The organism is Psychrobacillus sp. (assembly GCF_056205495.1).
In genome coordinates this window covers 1-1,596 of record NZ_JBAEAP010000191.1, presented here as the reverse complement: position 1 = coordinate 1,596, position 1,596 = coordinate 1, and the positions used below count along the sequence as shown (strand labels likewise).

Annotated in this window: 1 protein-coding gene and 1 pseudogene; one reads left to right on the top strand and one right to left on the bottom strand. The window is 37.2% G+C overall.

Annotated elements, in window-relative coordinates; all coding sequences use genetic code 11:
* A pseudogene (locus AC06OU_RS05695) lies at positions 1 to 933 on the top strand (hypothetical protein); the annotation flags it as partial.
* Positions 934 to 1,303: 370 nt separating this feature from the next.
* Here the strand turns inward: AC06OU_RS05695 and AC06OU_RS05690 are convergent.
* Positions 1,304 to 1,596: PTS sugar transporter subunit IIC (locus AC06OU_RS05690; protein ID WP_475854540.1), on the bottom strand; the 293-nt coding region annotated here is incomplete at its 5' end.

The following is a 1,596-nucleotide window of genomic DNA, read 5'->3' as shown; positions in this document are numbered from 1 at the left end:
ACATGGAATACCGTGGACTATGATAATCCAGATAGACGTCCTTATTGGTCCAATGCACAGACAAATGAGCAACAGTTTGGCCTTTTGAGCTTTGATCGCCATAAGATTAGAGTCGATGGGAAAACAGAGGAATGGAAGGGGAAGCCTATCTATGAAAAAAAAGACGGAAGTATGCGATCTTTATATGTAGATCATGATGAAAGATATTTATATATTAGATTAGATTATGATAAGTCATTTACTGGATACCCTATGATTCTTCTAGATGTCGTTCCGAATCAAGGAAATACTAAGTTTGAAGGCTTGCCTAATATTTCTTTTATGAACGGGATAGACTTTATTGTAAATTTAAAGGAAAGTGAATCTCGTTTACTGGTCGATCAATATTACGACTTTTTCTCCTATCAATATGGTCATGTATTAAACTTACTAAAGCCAAAGGCAGCAACTCCTTCTTTGGATAGCGGGAAATTTGTAAAAGAGCAATATGCCTTAAATAAGGAACTATACTTGCCGCAACAAAAAACAACGCTTCCCTTTGAATCCTATGAAGCAGGAAAGCTAAAACGGGGAAATGGAAATCCAGAAGCTAGTGATTATAATTCTCTAGCGGATTATTACATAGCCGATGGTAAAATCGAGCTTAGAATTCCTTGGCTATTACTACGTGCCAAAGACCCTAGTCAAAAAGAGTTCATGGGGGATTTATACAAGGATGGAATAGAGGCAAGCAAATTTGTGGATGAAATATTTGTAGGTGCCTTGTTACTGAATGAGCAAGACATTCTTCAGGATACGTTTCCTTCCATGGAAGCAAGTGTTTTACCAAAGCTAAATAGCTATACTTGGGATAAGTGGGATCTACCTGAATACGAGGAGCGCTTAAAAGAGTCTTATACCATCGTACAAGATCTATTTGGTCGATATAAATAAATTAAGTAAAGACGTGAAATCAAGTTGCTGATTTCACGTCTTTTAATTTATGGATTAGTGATCCCGGTCTCTTTTTATTTATTCAAAGGCTATGCAAAAGGGTGGGGTTGATTTATGATGCAAAAAAATCTTAGATCAGAGAGTAGAATTGATTTTTCGCACCAACCGGACGCTTTCCACAGGGTGAGCGATAAGCCATCACCCATCGCTTGCGCGCGTGGTTGTGATGGCTTATCTGTCTCACTCATCAAGCTGAAAAACTGTCACCAACCCCCATTTCATCATCTATTTATATTCTTAATAGCCATTTGAAAGTTCCTTTTATAAAAAAGGATGGTTAGGCGAAATCAACCAATAATTTTAACAAAGCTTATTCAAAATCAAGCTTGTAATCCTGGGCTTTAATCATTTTAAGTTTACGTGAGAATAAGTATATCAATCCTACATTTAATGCAATCGGAAGAATAAGAAAGGTACTAAGCATAATAGTTATATTTTTAAGGTTCCACCCGCCTTCAGCTAGATTAATATAATTTAGTGGCCCTCCAAGACCAGATAGGCCTAAGCCTGCACTCATGGGAGTGCCTTGTATATTTAAGACACCTGCTAATCCTCCCAATATGGCGGCACTAATAACCATCGGAAAAACAATTTTTGGCTTCA